This window comes from Prolixibacter denitrificans, assembly GCF_003014495.1.
Lineage (GTDB): Bacteria > Bacteroidota > Bacteroidia > Bacteroidales > Prolixibacteraceae > Prolixibacter > Prolixibacter denitrificans.
This window is the reverse complement of record NZ_PYGC01000001.1, coordinates 574,509-590,318: the sequence shown is the minus strand read 5'-3', so window position 1 is coordinate 590,318 and position 15,810 is coordinate 574,509. Positions and strand designations below refer to the sequence as shown.

The window sequence follows — 15,810 nt, the reverse complement described above, 5'->3', positions numbered from 1 at the left end:
TGACTGTTTCGGTAACTAAATATAGCGATATGAAGAAAAAGGCAGGAAAAATTTTGATCGCCTTGTTCCTGTTTATCCTTCCGGCCACCGCACTATATGCACAAATGCCGGACCAAATTATTATCGGGTTGAGCTCGGGGAACGCAAAAACGTTGGCAGCTTATTTTAACGATAATGTTGAGCTTGTCATTTTAAACAGGGAAGACGTATGTTCGCAGGCTCAGGCAGAACAGATTCTGAAGGATTTTTTTGCAAAAAATAAACCCAATCAATTCCGGGTAATTCACCAGGGTGGCAAGGAAGATGCTCGCTACGCCATTGGAAGTCTGGAAACTGATAAGGAAACATTCCGGGTATATTTCTTACTGAAGAATAAGGATAACAAGCCGTTGATCCATCAGCTTCGCATCGAGAAAGAGTAACCAAAATTACGCAATTGCCTGCTTATGCCTGTGACAGAACTCAAGGAATATGTCCGCAAGCGGCTGGAACACATTCGGGAGCGGGCAAAGAAAATTTCATTACCAATTTTTGAAGATGTTCCCCTTTACGATGTTGGTCTGTTTTTCTGGAAGGGAATTGAAAACGGATCCATTACGACAAGGGCTTCAGCAATTGCTTTCAACATTATACTGGCCATTTTCCCGGCCATCATTTTCATCTTTACTTTGATACCGTATGTTCCGATCGAGAACTTTCAGTCGGAGTTACTGGGCTTGATCGAGAGCATTGTACCCCAGAACGCTTTCGAGGCGATCAGTAGTACGGTGGAAGATATCGTTACGCAGCCTCACGGAGGATTGTTATCGTTCGGTTTCTTTTTCGCCCTCATCTTTGCAACGAACGGAGTTGATTCTCTGATTTCTGCCTTCAATGCCACTGTACATGAGATGGATACTCGATCGTGGTGGAATCAGCGGGTCGTTTCACTGGCCCTTGTTATCATTCTTACATTGCTGATGACCGTTGGGATCACATTGATGACTCTCGGGCAGTTGGCGCTTAATTTTCTGGTCGACAAACATATCCTGGTAAAGGACTTTACCTACTATTTGCTGTTGGTCGGTAAATGGGTAGTCATTTGTGCCCTCTTCTTTTTCACTTACGCGTTTTTGTTTTATTACGCACCAGCGAAGAAATCCAAGTTTCGTTTCATTTCTGCCGGTGTGAGTCTGGCAGCCATTCTTTCGTTGATTACTTCACTGGGATTCTCATTTTACATCAATAATTTTGGGCGTTACAACAAATTGTACGGTTCGATTGGGACGTTGCTGGTGGTAATGATTTGGATATACTTTAATGCGGTCATTTTGCTGGTCGGATTCGAGCTAAATGTGAGCATTGCCAATGCCCGGAAGAATAATAAAAAATTCTCGGCCGGCGAGATCGACGAATTTTCTAACCTCGATTTAAAATGAAAAAGGGACCAAATTCCTTTACGATATATTTTTTCTTTTCTATGCTCATCTTCTTATTTGCGGGTATGCCTCAGGGCTTTGCCCAGAAGAAGAATGAGAAAGTGATGATTCGCGATCAGGCCAACCGTTATTTTCAGGAGCAGAAATATGACAAGGCGGCCGTTCTTTTCAAATCACTTTACGATGATTCCGGGGCCGACGCCTATTTCGAGTATTACCTGCGTTGTTTGATCGAATCGAGTGATTATAAGACGGCTTTGAAAACCATTCGGCAAAAACTCAGGGAAAGTAAAAAGTCCAAATACCTGGTATGGCAGGGGTATGTGTACAGTCGGGAGGGCGACACGAAACGTGCTGAGGAATATTATCAGCAGGCGTTGGATGGTCTTCAGCCCGAGCGTTCGCGTATTATAGAGCTTGGAAATGCTTTTTATACACTGGGCGAAATGGAATGGGCAGCGAAAGTATACCAGGAAGCACAGAAGAAGTTCCCTTCGCAGGAGTTTCATTACGAGTTGGCGCAAATTTATTTCCGTACCCGGAATTACCCGTTGATGCTCGATGCTTATCTTGATCTGCTGAAATCGCAGCCGAAAGCTTTGACTACTGTGGAGGGCCGGTTAATGACGGCATTCTATTACGATATCGACGGAGAGTTAAAGGACCAGATGCAGAAGACGATTCTTGCTCGCATGCAGTCCGATCCGGGCAATGTAGTGTACAACAAATTGTTTGTTTGGTTTCTCATTCAGCAAAAAAACTATTCAGCCGCGTTGAGTCAGGCACTGGTGCTCGACCGGAGAACCGGCGATGAAGCGTCCACCTTACTGAACCTGGCACAGTTGGCAGCCAAAGGTGAAGCCTATTCGGAAGCCCTTCGGGCATATGATTACCTGAAAAAACGAAAAGGTGACAATCCCTACCGGGAAGAAGCGCAGCTGAGGCAAACGCAGGTCGCTTATCAGCGTTTTCTGGCCGCTCAAACGTCTCGAAAAACAGCTGTTGACAGCCTTGATCAGTTGTTTCAGATGACATTTCATCAACTGGGTGAGAGCCGTCGCACATTGTTTTTGATAGAAGACTACGCAAAGTTTTTAGCGTTTTACAGTCATCAGCCGGCCAAAGCCATCGATTTGCTGGAGAGAGCAGGAAAGATACAGGGATTGAACCCGACACAAAAAGGAAAGCTGAAAGTGGAATTGGCTGATTGCAACGTTTGTGCCGGCGACTATTGGGAAGCCGTTTTATTGTACGCGCAGGTTGCTAAAGAGATGCGGGAAACCAATTTGGCCGATGAGGCAAAATTCAAGCGAGCCCGGTTGGCGTATTACATGGGCGATTTTAATTGGGTGAAGGCCCAAATGGATGTTTTAAAGGGGAGCACAGCCAAACTGACCGCCAACGACGCGCTGGCACTTTCGTTGCTGATTGAAAATCACGAGGCGCCCGATTCACTCAACAGCGATTTGCAGATGTTGGCCCGTGCCGATTTGGACCGCTTCTGCAACAGACCTCAAGAAGCGCTTTTGCGACTCGATTCTCTGCAACAAAAATATCCTTACAGCGATTTAAATGAGGAGGTTCTTTCCCGTAAGGCTAAAATATTGGTCAAACTTCAAAAGTACCAGGAAGCGGCGAGCGCGTATAACGATTTATTGAAAAAATATCCCGATGGAAAAAACAGTGATGAGGCGCGTTTCAGGTTGGGAGAGTTGTATGAAAAAGAGCTAAATCTTCCCGATAAGGCAGAAGCGATCTACAAAGACATCGTTCTGCATCATCCCGGGAGTGTTTACATCGAAGATGCACGAAAAAATTACCGGGCGCTTAGAGATAGGAAGTAAAAGTCAGGATTCTTCAGTGCGTACCATAAAATGGACAACAGAGAAGAGAACAAAAACCAATACAACAAAATCGAATTTCTTCATGTACCAGAAAATGGAAATGGTCGTCAGATAAACCATGGCAACGATGGCCAGTAGTTTCCATGTTCTCAGAAATCGGGAATCATTTTTCCCGGGGATTAGTTCTTTCATTTCAGCAAGACAATAAAATAAAACGTCTTACTATTTATGCCGTTTTTGGTCGTAGGGTAACCCCGATTTTCCGTTTTTTTGATGAATGTATCGATCTGAGTGGTGAACGTACGAATCTGAGTGGTGAATGAACAATCGTGATTTTCAGTTTTTTCAAAATTATACCCCATTTCGTTAATAAACCGGTAAATTCGAAACGAAATTCAACTGTATTGGAAAAGGAAAAAACCATATTAGGAATTGACCCGGGCTCGAATGTGATGGGCTATGGCGTAGTAAAAGTCATCGGAACGAAAGCCCAAATCGTTACGTTGGGGGTGGTGAAAACGTCCGGATTTGGCGATCACTACCAGAAACTTCGTCATATTTTTGAGCGGACCCTTTATTTGGTCGATGCTTTCCAGCCCGATGAAGCCGCGTTGGAAGCACCGTTCTATGGAAAGAACGTGCAGTCGATGCTGAAGTTGGGACGGGCGCAAGGGGTAGCCATGGCGGCTGCGCTGTATCGCGGAGTTCCCATATTTGAATATGCTCCCTTAAAGATCAAGCAAGCTATTACGGGTACCGGTTCGGCGTCGAAAGAGCAGGTGGCCTATTTCCTGAAGCAGATGTTCAACATGGAGATTCGCCCGAAAGAGCTGGACGCGACAGATGGGTTGGCAGCAGCGGTTTGTCATTACCTGCAGGGAAGAAATCCTGCCAAAGGGAAATCGTACAATAGTTGGGAAGAGTTTATCCGGAAAAATCCGGATCGAATCAAATAAAAAAAGGGACTACCATCGCAATCCCTTCTTTTTTCAAAGCCAGTAGTTGGCTGTATTATAATTCCTTCTTAATCTTTTCCGTAATTTCCTTGAACTCCTCTTCCGACAGTTTCAATTTCGGATTGGAGAAGTTGATGTCTTTCTCACTCTGCATGGGTACCAGGTGAATATGGGCATGCGGAACCTCGAGGCCGAGAACAGCAACTCCGACTTTTTTACAAGGAATGGCTTTTTTCAACGCGGCAGCGACTCGTTTGGCAAACAGTTGCAAACCAATGTATAACTCGTCGTCCAAATCAAAAAGATAGTCTACTTCTTTCTTTGGAATAACCAGTACATGCCCTTTTGCCAGGGGGAAAATATCGAGGAACGCAAGATAATTCTCATCCTCGGCCACTTTGTATGCCGGAATTTCGCCTTCGACTATTTTCGTGAAAATGCTTGCCATAAACTTTCGTTTTTACCGGTATTAAACACCCATTTCAATATTGACCACTTCGAAAGGAATCACGCCCGACGGAACCTGAATTTCTACTTCGTCGCCAACTTTCTTGCCCAGCAAACCCTGTGCGATTGGTGTATTCACACTGATTTTACCAGCCTTCAAGTCAGCTTCGTGTTCTGAAACAATGGTGTAAGCCATGACGGCATTATTCTTTTTATTCTTGATAGTCACCTTGTTCAGAATCTGAACCGATGAACAGTCAATTTTCGATTGGTCGATAATACGGGCGTTGGCTACCTGTTCCTGAAGTTTGGCAATTTTTGCTTCGAGCATACCCTGGGCATCTTTGGCCGCATCGTACTCAGCATTTTCCGAAATATCGCCTTTTTCAATGGCTTCACCTATCTGCTTTGAAATTGCCGGACGTTCAACCGTCATCAGGCGTTCCAGATCAGCTTTCAATTTTTTTAGACCTTCAGCAGTTATATACGTAACCTTTGCCATTTAACTTAGATTTTTCGTTAACACATAAAAAAACAAGAAGAATCCCGAAAAAAACGGAACTCTTCCTTCGATGTAAAACACAAATTTAAGGTTTTTCCCGAATATCCCACGAAGGATGTTGTAAAAAATGTTTTTTCCGTTCGAAACGTAACTACTCCATTTTCAATACTTGCGGTTGATTATTTCGGAATAGATAACAGCTTTTCGCGGGTCAAAATCCCGTCGGATACTTTTCTTGAGTGGTTCCTTTTTCCCTTTATGATAGACCGATGTAGCGGTAATGTCACCCGGCATTTTCGCCTGCCGACTTTTCGTTATAATCTCTTCAACTTTTTTGTTACTGATTTCCGGTTGCCCTACTTTATTATTGGTCATTTCCATTTCCGGTTCGGGCTCTTGCGAAGGGTACTGTACCGGGTCAAACACCTCTTCCATGCGATCGAATAACGTCCCGAACGGATCTTCACGTTTTTCATCCATCGGATTGTACGGTTCTCTTTGCTGCTTTGGTTGTTCCCAACCGTTATTCCCGCCGTTGTCCTGCATCTGTTTCATCCGTTCCTTTTTGCGCTGCTTGTTGATTGCCTGCACAATGGAAACAACAATTATCAGAATGATAAAGACATAATCGCCAACGCCGGCTGTATTTATTTGTGTAAGTAAAACCATGTTGCTTAGCATTTTCCTAAATTTGCTGCTGTGTTGCTAAATATACTAAAAATGTTGAAGGGATTATCGAAGCCATGGCTGCAAATTAGTTTGGTCGTACTGTTTCTTCTGTCGGCCAACAGCTGTCAAAAGGATCAGCAATCGTATATTCCTGAGGTGCCGGTGGATTTTTATATCAACCTGGCGACGAATAACGATTTGTCGGTACCCGGAAATTACCAGGTCTTTCCACAGGGATATACCGGAATTATTGTTATGAACAATGGTAACGGGTTCTATGCTTTCGACACTTGCTGCCCGTACGAAGCCAAGGCAAGTTGTACGGTAACGCCCGATGACAGCGGCATTGCCACCTGTTCGTGCTGCGGTTCGCAATACAGCCTTTTCGGTGGGGGATACCCGATTGAAGGACCTTCCACCAGGAATCTACATCAATATAAGGTTGACCAAGCCGGTGGTAGACTTTGGGTCCACAACTAAAAAAACATAAAAAAGGGATGATTGAACGCCAATCATCCCTTTTTTATGTTTTGGGCTACTGATTAATAGCGGTAATGTTCGGGTTTGAACGGTCCGTTTTCCGGTACCCCGATATAGTCAGCCTGCTCTTTCGTCAATTTTGTCATCTTCACACCCAGCTGTTCGAGGTGCAAGCGGGCTACCTCTTCGTCAAGGTGTTTGGGCAGACGGTAAACATCAACTTTATAATCATTTTTCCAAAGATCGAGCTGAGCCAGTGTCTGGTTGGTGAATGAGTTACTCATCACAAACGATGGGTGGCCGGTGGCACATCCCAGGTTCACCAAACGACCTTCGGCCAGCAGGAAGATGGAGTGTCCATCAGGATACTCATACTTGTCAACCTGCGGTTTGATATTCTTTTTGTTGATTCCGGGCCATTTTTCCAGCTGAGCTACCTGAATTTCGTTATCGAAGTGACCAATGTTGCAGACGATTGCCTGGTCTTTCATGTTGGCCATGTGCTCAGCGGTAATGATATCTTTGTTTCCGGTAGTGGTTACGTAGATATTTCCTTCGCTCAGTGCATCTTCCACGGTTTTTACTTCAAAACCTTCCATGGCAGCCTGGAGAGCGCAAATCGGGTCAATTTCGGTAACGACCACACGGGCACCATAACCACGCATCGAGCGGGCACAGCCTTTACCAACGTCGCCATAACCACAAACTACAACCACTTTACCGGCAATCATCACGTCGGTTGCACGTTTGATACCGTCGGCCAGCGATTCGCGGCAACCATATGTATTGTCGAATTTCGATTTGGTAACCGAATCGTTCACATTAATGGCCGGGAACAGCAATTCGCCACGCTCCATCATTTGGTACAGGCGGTGAACTCCGGTAGTCGTTTCTTCCGAAACACCTTTCAGTTCTTTAACCGCATTTTCCCAACGATTGGGAGTTTCTGACAGAATGCGTTTCAATATTTTCTGAAGTTCAACTTCATCCTCACCTTCTGCTTCTTTCTCCAGAACAGAAGCATCTTTTTCGGCTTTGTAACCCAAATGAACCATCAGTGTTGCATCACCACCATCATCAACAATCAGGTGCGGGCCTTTTCCTTCACCGAAATCCAGCGCACGCTCAGTACACCACCAGTATTCTGCCAGTGTTTCACCTTTCCAGGCGAATACCGGAACATTAGCAGCGGCAATGGCAGCGGCAGCATGATCCTGCGTAGAGAAAATATTACACGAAGCCCAGCGAACTTCAGCTCCCAATTCCACAAGTGTTTCAATCAGCACGGCCGTTTGAATGGTCATATGGAGAGAGCCCATGATACGGGCACCTGCGAGCGGCTTTTCCTTTCCGTATTTTTCACGGATGGACATCAGTCCGGGCATTTCTTTCTCAGCAATCTCAATCTCTTTTCTTCCGAAATCGGCCAGCGAAATATCCCTGACTTTATAATCTGTTTTGGTATCAGTTACAACACTCATAATTTATTTAACTGTATTAATAATCTCACAAAATTAACAAAAATAGAACGAAACTGAAGACTGATAATCACCCATGTTTGAGGATGAAAGCCTATTGTCCCGAAAGTATTTCAAGTGCGCTCTCTTTGTCCTTTTTCAATTGCTCCTGCAAAGCATCGAGCGATTCGAATTTATGCTCATCGCGGATTTTGCCAACAAAATAGAGCGTCAGTTCGTGCATGTAAATATCCTGGTTGAAGTCGAAAATGTGGACTTCGATACTCCGATGATCGGCATTATGACTGATGGTTGGGCGTGTACCGATATTGAGCATTCCCTCATAATCGGAATTGTCAATTTTTACTCTGACAGCATAAACACCGTCATGAGGAATGAGTTTATGCTCATCCAACGTTTCGATGTTGGCGGTGGGAAAACCCAGTTTACGCCCCAGTTGGTTGCCGGCAATCACTTTTCCTGTTAGCGTATAATCGTACCCCAGATATCGGTTAGCCCTGGCTACATTTCCTGTTTCCAGCGACTGACGTATTTTCGTTGAGCTGATGTTGACATCTTCCATTAATAAAACGTCCAGTTGTTCAATGGTAAAATTGAGTTCCTTCGAAAGTTCTTTCAGAACTGTGTAATTTCCTTCCCGATTTCGTCCCAGTTTATGGTCGTAGCCAACCACCAGGTGACTGATGTTCATTTTCCCAACCAAAATGGTTCTCACAAAATCTTCATAGGAGAGTTTGGAAAATTCCGTTGTAAACGGAAAAATCACCAAATGGTCGATGCCAATTTCCCGAAAAAGATCAATTTTTTCGTCACGGGTTGTTAACAAACGCAACGTATTCTCTTCAGGACTGACAATCAGACGGGGGTGCGGGTAGAAAGTAAAAATCACTGATTCACCATTAACGGAATCGGCAATCTCCTTTAGCCGGGAAATAACCTGTCGGTGGCCCAGATGGACACCGTCGAACGTTCCTATGGTAATTACCGGTTTATTGGCATTAAAATGTTCAAGTCCGTTATGAATCTCCACTTGTGGTAAAATTTTATTCGCGACAAAAGTAAAGAAAAATAAGTATGCCGGCGGTTCAGAGAAACAGCTAATCGGCAGGGAATGTTTTACAAACCTTGCGGAAGATGTCAAGTTATCGGTGGAATTTATATTTTTGCTCCCTGCATAGCTCTTCTATTTTCGGAATACGGCCATGCAAACCGAAGCGTAAAACCGGGATGAGAATATTACGCAAGACTAAAACCACAGGTGAGACAAACCTTTTTGTCTTTTAATGGCGAGAAGACACCTTAACCTTTGAAGAAAAGAAACAGCACATGAAAAAATTGTTTTTTGCAGTAGCCATTCTTTTTCTGCTTTATTCATGCGGAGAGAAAACCAATTTTTCTGTTTCGGGAACCATCAATGGTGCCGGCGGGAAGATGATATACCTGAATGAGTTGAAAGTCGGTTCACAGATTCCGGTTGATTCGGTAGAAGTGAGCAATAAAGGACAATTCGAGCTCAAAGGAAATGCTACTGAGCCGACATTCTACCTGTTGAAATTCAACGATAACAACTTTGTAACTCTGTTGCTCGATTCGACCGAGCAGGCAACGGTTACCGGAAGTTACAAGAATTTGCCGTCAGATTATACGGTGAAAGGTTCGCTCGGCTCAAAGTTGGTGAAGGAGTTGAATACTCATTACACCGATGTAAAACATCAACTCGATTCGCTGAAGAACCTATTTAATACCCACAAAGGTGATGCAGCTTACGACAGTGAGCGCAAGCAGTGGAACGATGAGTATGTCGCGCTGAAAAACAAGCACGCAGCCTACCTCAAGAAATTTGTGATGGAACACCCGTTCTCTCTGTCAAGTGTAATGGCGCTGTACCAGAAATGGGACGATGGCAATTTTATTGTGCAGGATTTGCATACCATGAAAGTAGCAGCTTCGGCGCTGTCGGCGATGTATCCTAACAGTAGCCAGGTAAAAGCGCTGCACTCCAATACACTGGATATTATGCGTCAGCAAAATAACCAAAAGATGACGCAGCTGATTAAGCAGAAAGGACAAAACAGCCCGAATATTACGCTGCCTAATCCGGAAGGAAAAGACGTTTCGCTTTCGTCGATGCGCGGAAAATATGTACTGGTTCAGTTCTGGGCTGGTCAGAATCGCGATTCGCGTGTGATGAACCCGGTTTTGGTGGCGAATTACAAGAAATATCATCCCAAAGGATTTGATATTTACCAGGTAAGTATCGACACTAGCCGTACTGCATGGCTCAATGCAATTCAGCAGGACCATCTTACCTGGACCAATGTTGGCGATATGAAAGGAAGTGTACAGGCTGTTAGGAATTACAATATCCAAACCATTCCGTACAATTACCTGTTGGGTAAGGATGGTTCGATTCTGGCGAAAAACCTGATGGGACCGGCTCTGAATAACACACTGCAAAAATATTTGAAGTGATATTTCAACTTAAATAATCCGGAAAAAGACGAGCTTTTGGCTGGTCTTTTTTCTTTTTATACCGGATGAAAACAGTGCTGCGAAGCATTTTTACTCTTGAATTCTTCGTTTTTACATCTATCTTTGCAGTGATTTTGAAATGAGAAATAGATTCGTATACAGGTAGTAGGGTGACGTCTCGTAATAAAATATATTTTGTATCGGATGTGCACCTTGGGGCGCCGGCTTTGAATGACAATTCCGAAAGGGAAAAGCTGTTTGTCTCATGGCTCGAGGAGATAAGTCACGACGCCGAGATGATTTTCCTGATGGGGGATATTTTCGACTTTTGGTTTGAATACAAAAGAGTCGCTCCCCGTGGATTCGTCAGGGTATTGGGGAAAATAGCAGAAATAACCGATAAAGGCATTCCCGTGCATTTCTTTACAGGAAATCACGATGTATGGGTATTCGATTATTTACCGTCCGAAACCGGAGTCATTGTTCACCGGGAACCGTTTGAGACCGAAATAAAGGGCAAACGTTTTTTCCTGGCACATGGCGACGGACTGAATCCTTCCGATAAAGGCTACTTGTTTATCAAAGCTCTCTTTCATAATCGCGCAGCTCAATGGTTATTTTCCAGGCTTCACCCCAATTTTGCTTTTGGACTGGCGCATCGCTGGTCGAAACACAGCCGTTTATCCAACGGCGTTGATGGGGCAAGATTTATGGGCGAAGAAAACGAAGAACAGATTTCGTTTGCCCGGAGAATGATCAATGAAGGAAAGCACTTTGATTATTTTGTTTTTGGACACCGTCACCTGGCGCTCGAATACGACCTGAATGAGGAGAGCAAATTGTTTTTACTGGGAGAGTGGATTAAGTCGTATTCTTACGGAGTATTTGACGGTACTGATTTTCGACTGGAAAGAATTCATAATACTCCCCCGAGTGGGAAAAATTAAATTGTATGGATAAAAAGCTTTATACCGTTATTGTCGGTAGTGGTTCGTATATTCCTCCAGTAGTAATACCGAACGACCATTTCCTCGATTGGGAATTTCATGACCCGGCAACCGGAGAGAAGTTTGAGCGGCCCAACGCCGAGATCATTCAAAAATTCAACGAAATCACCAATATCGAAGAGCGCCGTTATGCCAATCCGGAGCATAAAACAAGCGATCTGGCTGCTTTCGCTGCGAAAGATGCTATCGAATCATCCGGTTACGATGCCGAATCATTTGATTTCCTGATTGTGGCCAACAACTTTGGCGATATGGACATCAATAATCCGCGCACCGACATCATGCCACCCATTTCTACCCGGGTGAAACGAATGCTGGATATCAAGAATCCGTCGTGTATGTGTCATGATGTAGTAGCTGGTTGCCCGGGATGGACCACCGCCATGATTGTTGCCGACGCATATATCAAGAGCGGCACTTTCAAACGTGGCCTCGTTATCGGTTCGGATGTGAATTCCCGGGTACGCGACCCGCACGATCGGGATTCGATGATTTTTTCCGACGGAGCAGGAGCGGTGATTGTTGAAGCCCGCGAAAGCGATGTCCCGGTAGGTATTATTTCACACGCCAGCCGCGCCGATGCAATTGATGGCGGAGAGTGGCTGAAGATGGCCGAATCGGTTAATCCGGCTTTCGAAGGCAACGAACTGTACATCCGGATGATGGGAAACAAAGTGTATGTTTATGCTTTATCCGTTGTTCCTGGTGTGGTAAAACAAAGTTTGGAAGATGCAGGTCTAGGTTTGGAAGATGTGAGCAAAGTATTGATCCATCAGGCCAACGAAAAAATGGACGATGCGATCCTGGGACGTTTGTTTAAGCTCTATGGCAAGCGCAGTTATCCGAAAGATTTGATGCCGATGACCATCCGGAAATTCGGTAACTCATCTTCGGCGACGGTTCCCACGTTGTATGATTTAATCAGTAAAGGGAAAATGGAAGATCATGCTTTCAATTCAGGTGACAACATTGTGCTCACCTCGGTTGGAGCGGGTATGATTATCAATTCCATTATTTACCGGATGCCCTGAAAATAAGTGAAACGAAATACACAGCGCACCATCGGTTGAAACGATGCGTGCGCTTTTTTTATACCTTTAAGCAAACCTGAAATCTCAACGCAAGATGGAAATTGTTTTTTTAGTTATCGGAGTTGCTGTCGGTGTGGTCATTGGCTGGCTGGTTCAACGTGGCAAGTCGAAAGCTGCCGAAGTAACCGGTGCACAAAATCTGGCCAAAGCCGAGCAAGAGTTTATGACCCAACTGGCTTCCGCCGATAAGGAAAAATCGCTGGCGGAACAGCAAACCAATTCACTGAAGCTCGATTTGGAAGAATCGAAGAAGGTACTGAATGCAGAAAGAGACAAAAACGAAATACTGAACCGGAACCTGGCGGAAGCGCAAACCGATTTGCGGAACATGCAGGAGCGGTTGGAAAATCAGGCCAAGGAACTGGAGCAGCTGCAAAAGAAATTCACGACCGAATTTGAAAATATTGCCGGCAAGATTCTGAAAGAAAACTCGAAGGAATTTACGACGGTGAACCAGAAGAATATCTCGGACATTCTCAATCCGCTGAAAGAGAAAATCCAACTCTTTGAGAAGAAAGTGGAAGACACTTACGAGAAAGGATTGAAAGACCAGACCGACCTGAAAGCCGAATTGAAAAAGCTGCAGGATTTGAACCTGAAGATTTCAACCGATGCGCAAAATTTGACTCAGGCGCTGAAAGGAGATGTGAAGAAACAGGGAAACTGGGGTGAGATTGTGTTGGAGCGTGTTCTCGAAAGATCGGGATTAACGGAAGGACAGGAGTTTGAGCGTGAAGTGGTCGACACGAACATGGAAGGAAAAACCATTCGTCCCGACGTGATTGTCCACCTTCCTGACAAGAAACATTTGATTATCGACTCGAAGGTTTCGCTCGTTGCCTACGAACGGCTCGTCAATGCGACAACTGATGAGGAACGCGAAAAAGCGATGAAAGAGCATTTGCTGTCGTTGCGCTCGCATGTAAAAACGCTGAGTGAAAAGCATTATCCTTCGGCGAAGAATCTGAATGCACCGGATTTTGTGTTGCTCTTTTTGCCCATCGAATCATCGTTTAGTATTGCCGTTCAGCAGGATCAGGATCTGTTTGGCTATGCCTGGGACAACAAAGTTGTGATTGTGAGTCCGTCAACTTTGCTCGCTTCGTTGCGGACCATTGCTTCCATTTGGCGACAGGAGAATCAAACGAGGAATGCGTTGGATATTGCCCAGCAGAGTGGAGCCTTGTACGATAAGTTCGTCAATTTCATCGCTGATTTGGAGAAAATTGGCAAGGGACTCGACAGTGCCCGGGATAATTACGACAAGGCCATGAACAAACTACATACAGGGCGTGGAAACCTGGTTCGCACAGCTGAAAAAATCAGGGTACTCGGTGCGAAAGCACAAAAAGAGATTCCGGATAAATTCATCACGGATGATGCACTACCCGAATAAAAAGAAAGGGTGTCCGGAAAACGGGCACCCTTTTTTATAATAGTTACAAAAATTATCAGCTTGCTTTGAGACGGCTGGCACCCAGTCGCTCAATCTTTTCACTGGCATATTCTTTGCCAATCAGCACTTCGGCTTCACCTTCTTCGGTCGATGGCATGTCGAACATCGCATCAATCATGATCGTCTCGCAGATGGAGCGCAAACCGCGGGCACCCAATTTAAACTCGATGGCTTTGTCAACGATGAAATCGAGCGTTTCGTCAGCAAATTCGAGTTTGATATTATCCATCTCAAACAATTTAACGTATTGCTTAATGATAGAATTTTTGGGTTCGATAAGAATACGGCGCAATGCATCGCGATCCAGTGGGTTCAGGTAAGTAAGTACGGGCAACCGGCCGATGATTTCCGGAATCAGTCCGTACGAACGCAAATCCTGCGGCGATACATATTGCAGCAGGTTCTCGCGGTCGATTTGGGCTGTATCCTTGCTGGCATTATAACCCACCACTTTGGTATTCAGTCGCTGACCGATTTTCCGATCGATACCTTCGAATGCTCCTCCGCAGATGAACAGAATATTCTTGGTGTCCACCGGAATCATCTTTTGCTCGGGGTGTTTACGGCCACCTTGCGGCGGAACGTTTACTACCGAACCTTCGAGCAATTTCAGCAAACCTTGCTGAACACCTTCGCCTGAAACGTCTCGGGTAATTGACGGATTGTCACCTTTGCGGGCAATCTTGTCAATCTCGTCAACGAAAACGATGCCGCGCTCAGCCGCTTCGATGTTATAATCGGCAGCCTGAAGCAGGCGGGTGAGCAGACTTTCAATGTCTTCACCCACATAACCAGCTTCTGTCAAAACGGTGGCATCCACTATCGTGAAGGGAACATGCAACATTCTGGCAATGGTTTTGGCCAGCAATGTTTTACCCGTCCCGGTAGGACCAACCAGGATGATGTTCGATTTTTCAATTTCGGTTCCGTCATCCTCTACCTTCTGGTTCAACCGCTTATAGTGGTTATAAACAGCTACCGAAAGAATCTTCTTGGCGTCGTTCTGCCCGATAACATATTGGTCGAGAAAGTCTTTGATTTCCTTGGGCTTTTTCAACTCGATACCGGTCAGGTCGAATCCGTCACTCTTTTTGAATTCTTCTTCAATAATGGCATGAGCCTGCTCGATACAGTTGTCACAGATGTGACCTTCCATACCGGCAATCAAAAGATTGACATCTTTTTTCTCTCTACCACAAAATGAACATCTATCCATATGCTGTATTGTCGAAAAAAGGAGCAGAAAAGCAACCGGCTTTTCACTCCTTAATCTTATTCAAGAAATCGTTACTGCGTTACTTCTTCTCTTTTCCTCTTACCAGGATGTCGTCGATCATGCCGTAATCTTTGGCTTCCTGAGCGGTCATCCAGTAGTCGCGATCCGAATCCTGTTCTACTTTCTCAAAAGGTTGATTACTGTGCTTGGCAATAATCTCATACAGTTCCTTTTTGAGTTTCAGGATCTCACGCGCTGTAATCTCGATATCAGATGCCTGTCCCTGAGCACCACCCATCGGTTGGTGAATCATAATACGGGAGTGGGGAAGTGCTGACCGTTTTCCATCAGCTCCGGCAGTCATTAACACAGCTGCCATCGATGCAGCCATACCGGTACAGATAGTGGCTACATCACATCCAATGTACTGCATGGTATCATAAATTCCCAAACCAGCGTGAACCGAACCTCCCGGAGAATTGAAATAAATCTGGATGTCTTTTCCCGGATCAGATGATTCGAGGAACAGCAACTGCGCCTGGATGATATTGGCTACATAATCGTCAATCGGAACGCCGAGGAAGATAATGCGGTCCATCATCAGACGGGAGAACACGTCCATCGAGGCAACGTTCATCTGACGTTCCTCAATAATGGTTGGGGAAATATAATTGGCGTAAACAGAATTATAGCGATCGAGGGTCAGACTGCTGATCCCCATGTGTTTGGTCGCATATTTACGAAACTCGTCACTATTTGAACTCATACTTGGTT

The 15,810-nt window shown here is 44.9% G+C and carries 17 protein-coding genes; 9 read left to right on the top strand and 8 right to left on the bottom strand.

Going from position 1 to position 15,810, the window contains the following annotated elements; translation table 11 throughout:
• Nucleotides 1-29: 29 nt before the first annotated feature.
• Genes CLV93_RS02620 through CLV93_RS02610 form a run of 3 tightly spaced genes read left to right on the top strand, consistent with a single transcriptional unit; the run spans nucleotide 30 to nucleotide 3,262 of the window.
• Complete coding sequence (locus CLV93_RS02620) at nucleotides 30-422, top strand: DUF4783 domain-containing protein (RefSeq protein WP_170108847.1); 393 nt, start codon at nucleotides 30-32, stop codon at nucleotides 420-422.
• Nucleotides 423-446: 24 nt separating this feature from the next.
• Nucleotides 447-1,418, top strand: a complete 972-nt coding sequence (locus tag CLV93_RS02615) for a YihY/virulence factor BrkB family protein (RefSeq protein ID WP_106540598.1) — start codon at nucleotides 447-449, stop codon at nucleotides 1,416-1,418.
• 41 nt (nucleotides 1,419-1,459) lie between these two features.
• Nucleotides 1,460-3,262, top strand: a complete 1,803-nt coding sequence (locus CLV93_RS02610) for a tetratricopeptide repeat protein (protein WP_170108846.1) — start codon at nucleotides 1,460-1,462, stop codon at nucleotides 3,260-3,262.
• Between the two features lie 3 nt (nucleotides 3,263-3,265).
• Here the strand turns inward: CLV93_RS02610 and CLV93_RS02605 are convergent, their stop codons facing one another.
• Nucleotides 3,266-3,454, bottom strand: a complete 189-nt coding sequence (locus CLV93_RS02605; RefSeq protein ID WP_106540596.1) for a hypothetical protein — start codon at nucleotides 3,452-3,454, stop codon at nucleotides 3,266-3,268.
• A 212-nt stretch (nucleotides 3,455-3,666) separates the two neighbouring features.
• On the opposite strand from CLV93_RS02605, the gene ruvC reads away from it, so the two are divergent.
• On the top strand, nucleotides 3,667-4,218 hold the full coding sequence (gene ruvC / locus CLV93_RS02600; RefSeq protein ID WP_106540595.1) for a crossover junction endodeoxyribonuclease RuvC: 552 nt from the start codon (nucleotides 3,667-3,669) through the stop codon (nucleotides 4,216-4,218).
• Between the two features lie 55 nt (nucleotides 4,219-4,273).
• Here the strand turns inward: ruvC and CLV93_RS02595 are convergent, their stop codons facing one another.
• The 3 genes from CLV93_RS02595 to CLV93_RS02585 form a co-directional block, all read right to left on the bottom strand.
• On the bottom strand, nucleotides 4,274-4,666 hold the full coding sequence (locus CLV93_RS02595) for an HIT family protein (protein WP_106540594.1): 393 nt from the start codon (nucleotides 4,664-4,666) through the stop codon (nucleotides 4,274-4,276).
• A 21-nt stretch (nucleotides 4,667-4,687) separates the two neighbouring features.
• Nucleotides 4,688-5,167: a transcription elongation factor GreA gene (gene greA / locus CLV93_RS02590; RefSeq protein ID WP_106540593.1), complete on the bottom strand. Its 480-nt coding sequence runs from the start codon at nucleotides 5,165-5,167 to the stop codon at nucleotides 4,688-4,690.
• Nucleotides 5,168-5,329: 162 nt separating this feature from the next.
• Nucleotides 5,330-5,836, bottom strand: a complete 507-nt coding sequence (locus CLV93_RS02585) for a hypothetical protein (RefSeq protein WP_106540592.1) — start codon at nucleotides 5,834-5,836, stop codon at nucleotides 5,330-5,332.
• Between the two features lie 51 nt (nucleotides 5,837-5,887).
• On the opposite strand from CLV93_RS02585, the gene CLV93_RS02580 reads away from it, so the two are divergent.
• Nucleotides 5,888-6,316 (top strand): Rieske (2Fe-2S) protein, encoded by a 429-nt coding sequence (locus CLV93_RS02580; protein WP_106540591.1) that lies wholly within the window; start codon nucleotides 5,888-5,890, stop codon nucleotides 6,314-6,316.
• 62 nt (nucleotides 6,317-6,378) lie between these two features.
• Here the strand turns inward: CLV93_RS02580 and ahcY are convergent, their stop codons facing one another.
• Together ahcY and CLV93_RS02570 are read right to left on the bottom strand one after the other, a co-directional pair.
• The gene (gene ahcY / locus CLV93_RS02575; protein WP_106540590.1) at nucleotides 6,379-7,797 is read right to left on the bottom strand and encodes an adenosylhomocysteinase; all 1,419 of its coding nucleotides are present in this window, start codon (nucleotides 7,795-7,797) and stop codon (nucleotides 6,379-6,381) included.
• 91 nt (nucleotides 7,798-7,888) lie between these two features.
• Nucleotides 7,889-8,824 carry a bifunctional riboflavin kinase/FAD synthetase gene (locus CLV93_RS02570; protein WP_106540589.1) on the bottom strand — a complete coding sequence of 312 codons (936 nt, stop codon included), beginning with the start codon at nucleotides 8,822-8,824 and terminating at the stop codon, nucleotides 7,889-7,891.
• Between the two features lie 296 nt (nucleotides 8,825-9,120).
• Between CLV93_RS02570 and CLV93_RS02565 the strand changes: the two genes are divergently transcribed.
• From CLV93_RS02565 to CLV93_RS02550, 4 genes are all read left to right on the top strand, one after another.
• Nucleotides 9,121-10,266, top strand: coding sequence for a TlpA disulfide reductase family protein (locus tag CLV93_RS02565; protein WP_106540588.1), 1,146 nt, complete (start codon nucleotides 9,121-9,123; stop codon nucleotides 10,264-10,266).
• 170 nt (nucleotides 10,267-10,436) lie between these two features.
• Nucleotides 10,437-11,213, top strand: a complete 777-nt coding sequence (locus CLV93_RS02560; protein WP_106540587.1) for a UDP-2,3-diacylglucosamine diphosphatase — start codon at nucleotides 10,437-10,439, stop codon at nucleotides 11,211-11,213.
• A gap of 5 nt (nucleotides 11,214-11,218) precedes the next feature.
• Nucleotides 11,219-12,304, top strand: a complete 1,086-nt coding sequence (locus CLV93_RS02555) for a 3-oxoacyl-ACP synthase III family protein (protein ID WP_106540586.1) — start codon at nucleotides 11,219-11,221, stop codon at nucleotides 12,302-12,304.
• A 94-nt stretch (nucleotides 12,305-12,398) separates the two neighbouring features.
• Nucleotides 12,399-13,760, top strand: a complete 1,362-nt coding sequence (locus CLV93_RS02550; RefSeq protein ID WP_106540585.1) for a DNA recombination protein RmuC — start codon at nucleotides 12,399-12,401, stop codon at nucleotides 13,758-13,760.
• 55 nt (nucleotides 13,761-13,815) lie between these two features.
• Here the strand turns inward: CLV93_RS02550 and clpX are convergent, their stop codons facing one another.
• Complete coding sequence (gene clpX / locus CLV93_RS02545; protein ID WP_106540584.1) at nucleotides 13,816-15,036, bottom strand: ATP-dependent Clp protease ATP-binding subunit ClpX; 1,221 nt, start codon at nucleotides 15,034-15,036, stop codon at nucleotides 13,816-13,818.
• A gap of 79 nt (nucleotides 15,037-15,115) precedes the next feature.
• On the bottom strand, nucleotides 15,116-15,802 hold the full coding sequence (gene clpP / locus CLV93_RS02540; protein ID WP_106540583.1) for an ATP-dependent Clp endopeptidase proteolytic subunit ClpP: 687 nt from the start codon (nucleotides 15,800-15,802) through the stop codon (nucleotides 15,116-15,118).
• Nucleotides 15,803-15,810: the final 8 nt, after the last annotated feature.